Annotated in this window: 3 protein-coding genes and 1 pseudogene; 3 read left to right on the top strand and 1 reads right to left on the bottom strand. The window is 61.1% G+C overall.

What is annotated here, in order from left to right:
- The coding region (locus ACFFAR_RS27140; RefSeq protein WP_375508815.1) for a LysR family transcriptional regulator at window positions 1–704 on the bottom strand (704 nt) is incomplete at its 3' end.
- Window positions 705–818: 114 nt separating this feature from the next.
- Between ACFFAR_RS27140 and ACFFAR_RS27135 the strand changes: the two genes are divergently transcribed.
- From ACFFAR_RS27135 to ACFFAR_RS27125, 3 genes and pseudogenes are all read left to right on the top strand, one after another.
- Window positions 819–1,475 carry a glutathione S-transferase family protein gene (locus tag ACFFAR_RS27135; protein WP_375508814.1) on the top strand — a complete coding sequence of 219 codons (657 nt, stop codon included), beginning with the start codon at window positions 819–821 and terminating at the stop codon, window positions 1,473–1,475.
- A 34-nt stretch (window positions 1,476–1,509) separates the two neighbouring features.
- Window positions 1,510–3,540, top strand: coding sequence for a pyridoxamine 5'-phosphate oxidase family protein (locus ACFFAR_RS27130; RefSeq protein WP_375508813.1), 2,031 nt, complete (start codon window positions 1,510–1,512; stop codon window positions 3,538–3,540).
- Between the two features lie 134 nt (window positions 3,541–3,674).
- A pseudogene (locus ACFFAR_RS27125) lies at window positions 3,675–3,887 on the top strand (class II aldolase/adducin family protein); the annotation flags it as partial.

The raw sequence follows: 3,887 nt of genomic DNA, 5'->3' as shown, positions 1-3,887 counted from the left end.
GCTGCACGGCACGTTGGCGATGTATCGGCGAAGAAACCCGCGCTGAAGCGGACAGTACGCCTGGCGCCTCGCCTGCTTTCAATCGATACCACCAATGGTTTTACCAACGCGGACATGGCCACGAACGGCAGCTTCGCCAGCGCTTCCGGTTTAGTCGGCTTCCCCCATGTACTGATGAACTCGGGACTCGCGACCAGCCACTTCACGAAACCGCCGATTTTCACCGCGCGATAACTCGAGTCCGCTAACCTTCCGAGGCGAATGGCGACATCGACGCTTTCTGCAACCAGATCCACCATCCTGTCCGCAGACACCAGCTCGACCTTCAACTCCGGATGCGTCCGGCGCAAGCCAACGAGCATGGGCGCGATAACGTTCGTCCCGTAGTCGATCGGCGTTGCCACGCGCAGCGTGCCGCGCAATTCGCCGGAGCCTTGCGCGAGCGCCGAAATCGCGTCTTCCGCTGTGCTCAGGATCTGCCGGCTCGCTGCGTAAAACGCCTGGCCGGCCTCCGTGACGCTCACGCGTCGCGTGGTTCGCACGAGCAGGCTGGCGCCCACTTCCGCCTCGAGCCGCTGCATGTGCGTGCTGACCATGGTTTTCGCAATTCCAAGGCGGTCGGCCGCGGCGGTCAGCGAGCCAGCTTCGACCACCGCCGCGAACACCACCAGCCGATTGAGGTTCACACCGCTCAGGTCGGTCATTCGATTGTCCACTATAAAAGGATTGTGTTACCACGATTATCCGTCTTCTCGCATCGCGCGTGGCGGCCTATTCTACGAAGACTCACTCATCAATCAATTCGCCAGGATCCGACCATGCCTTCTGCCATCAAAACCAAACCAGATCAGCCGATCCGCTTGCACACGACGTTGTTGTCCGGACACGGGCATCGCGTGAAGCTTTTCCTCACCTTGCTCGACCTGCCGTTCACGACGATCGAACTGAACATGAAAGCGGGTGACAACCGCAAGCCCGCCCATCTGGCGCTCAATCCGTTCGGCGAAGTGCCGGTGATCGAGGACGGCGACATTGTTCTGACGGATTCGAATGCGATCCTCGTCTACCTTGCGCAAAAGTACGGCGATGCATCGTGGCTGCCTGAAGATCCCGTCGGTGCCGCAGCCGTTCAACGCTGGTTGTCGCTCGCTGCGGGCAAGATCGCGTATGGACCCTGTGCCGCGCGTCTCGTCACCGTGTTCGGCGCACCGCGCGATCAAGCGGGGGCGATGCGCATTGCAGAAGATCTCTTCGCGATCATCGAGCCCGAGTTTGGTGACAAGCCGTTCGCCGTGGGGCAAACACCGACCATCGCGGATATTGCGGCTTACTCGTACATCGCTCATGCGCCCGAAGGCGGCATTTCGCTCGATCCATATCCCAATCTGCGCGCGTGGTTGAAGCGCGTCGAAGCATTGCCGCGCTTCCTGTGTATGCCTGCCTCGAAGGCCGGCTTGCTTGCCGAGTCCGACTGATTGCTCCGTACCATCCACCAACTGGTGAACGCCCATGTCCGATACCCTTGTCGCCGCTCCGCCTGCAGGCTGGAGCGCTGTTGAATCGCCCTTTCACGCCGGCGAACTGGCGGCACAGGAACTAGCGGGGGTACGTGAGCGCATGGACGTCAATGCGCGTCGTGGAATTCGTGACTACATGCCCGAGCAGCATCGGCAATTCTTCGCAGAGCAGCCGTTCATGGTGCTGGGCGGCGTCGATGCTGCGGGACAACCGTGGGCAACATTGCGTATCGGTGAACCGGGCTTTGTGTCCACGCCCGATGAACGCACGTTGCGGATCGCGGGCCACAGCCTGAAAGGCGACCCTCTCGCAAGCGCGTGGAAAGCGGGCGCATTGCTGGGCGGCCTCGGCATTCAGCCCGCCACGCGCAGGCGTAATCGCGTGAATGGCGTGGTCACGTCCGTTGACGAAAATGCGATCACCGTGGCCGTCAGTCAGAGCTATGGCAACTGTGCAAAATACATTCAAAGCCGTACGCCGACGCCCATTGATTTCGGCAAGCAGGCGCGTGACGACGAGGCGCCTGTCATCACGGATCATCTGAGCGACGCCGATCGCGAACTGATTGCCAACGCGGACACGTTTTTTATCGCGAGCGCGAATACATCGGACGATGCGGGTATCGGCCGAGGCGCGGACGTGTCGCATCGGGGCGGCAAGCCGGGGTTCATTCGTATCGACAGCAAGCACGCGCTCACCACCCCCGACTTCAGCGGCAACCTGTTCTTCAACACCATTGGTAATCTGATGCGTGATCCGCGCGCGGGTTTGCTCGTGATCGACTTCGTCAGCGGCGACCTGCTGTATCTGGCCGTGGATGCAGAAGTGATCTGGGAAGGTAAGGATCTCGAATCATTCGAGGGCGCGGAGCGCCTCATCCGCTGGCGTGTGCGTGAAGTGCGGCGCACGCGCAGCGCTTTGCCGTTGCGTTGGTCGGGCGTGCAATACGCGCCGCAACTGGCGAAGACAGGGAGCTGGACGAAAGCGCCGAGCGCGTGGCGCACGCTGAACGTCGCCGAGGTTCGCGACGAAGCGCCCGGCATCAAGTCGTTTTATTTCGAGCCCACCGATGACGAGCCGCTCGCGTCTTTTGCGCCTGGCCAGTTTCTGCCGATCCGGCTGAACATTCCCGGGCTCGCGGCGCCGCTGATCCGAACCTATACGCTTTCCGATGCGCATGACGGCAAGCGTTACAGGATCACGGTGAAGCGTGAAGGTGTGGCATCGACGTGGTTGCACGAGCATGTCGATGCGGGCAGCGTGATGGAAACGAAGACGCCGGGTGGCGCGTTCGTGCTCGATCGAACGAGCTCGCGTCCGATCGTGTTTGTATCGGCGGGAATTGGCATCACACCGATGATCGCGATGCTCAACAGCGTGCTTTCGAACAACGACCGTACCCAGCCCGAGCATGTGTATTTCATCCACGGCGCGCGCCGGGCAATCGATCGCCCCTTCGCTGACGAACTTGATGCCGCAGCGCAGGCGTTTCCGCAGCTCTCGATTCATCTTCGCGATGCGCAGCGCGTGGATATCGACTATCTCAGGAGTGTGCTGCCATTCGGCGACTACGACTTCTACCTCTGCGGTCCGGCTGCTTTCATGCAAGACCTGTACACCGGCTTGCGCGCGCTGAACGTGGCCGACGACCGGATCCGTTTCGAAGCGTTCGGACCCGCGAGCGTCAAGCGAACTGAAAGGTCCGCAGCAGTTGCACCTATTGTCCCGGTCCGTGATCCTGAGCTTATGTCGAAGGTCATTTTCATGCGATCGCAAAAGACCGCGCAATGGTCTCCCGAAGATGGAAGCCTCCTCGACTTCGCCGAAGCAAACGGCGTGGCGGTGGCATCGAATTGCAGATCGGGCGTATGCGGCACATGTTCCACGCGCCTGCTTTCCGGCGATGTGGCGTATCCCGTGCCCTGCGAGGGAGAGGTCGAACCGGGACACGCACTGATCTGCAGTGCGATTCCCGCGAAAACAGGTCAGGGCGAAAACTCGGTCGTGGTGCTGGACGCCTAGGGCACCCCTCAATCATGCACATTCGATATGGTTATCTGCATTTGATATTTAACCCTCGAATGCGCGAATGTTAGCCTTTGGAGCAATCCACCGGGTAGCCGACTCCCGGCTCGACCGCCAAAGGACATTCAATAATGAGCACCCTCCCCGCCACACCCGAACTCGCGCTCCACGCATCGCCCGTCCGCAAATTCTGGTTCGATGAAGTCCCGCCGCCTGCATCGCTCGCGGCTGAACGTCGCCACCGGCTCGAACGTCTTGCAGGCGCATTCCGCCTGTTCGCCCGATACGGATTCGACCAGGGTCTCGCCGGCCACATCTCCGCCCGCGACCCCGAATGGACCGAT

The organism is uncultured Caballeronia sp., from assembly GCF_964243625.1.
Classification (GTDB): Bacteria; Pseudomonadota; Gammaproteobacteria; order Burkholderiales; family Burkholderiaceae; genus Caballeronia.
Note: the sequence above shows the minus strand (reverse complement) of the source record. Positions and strands in the feature narration are given on the sequence as shown.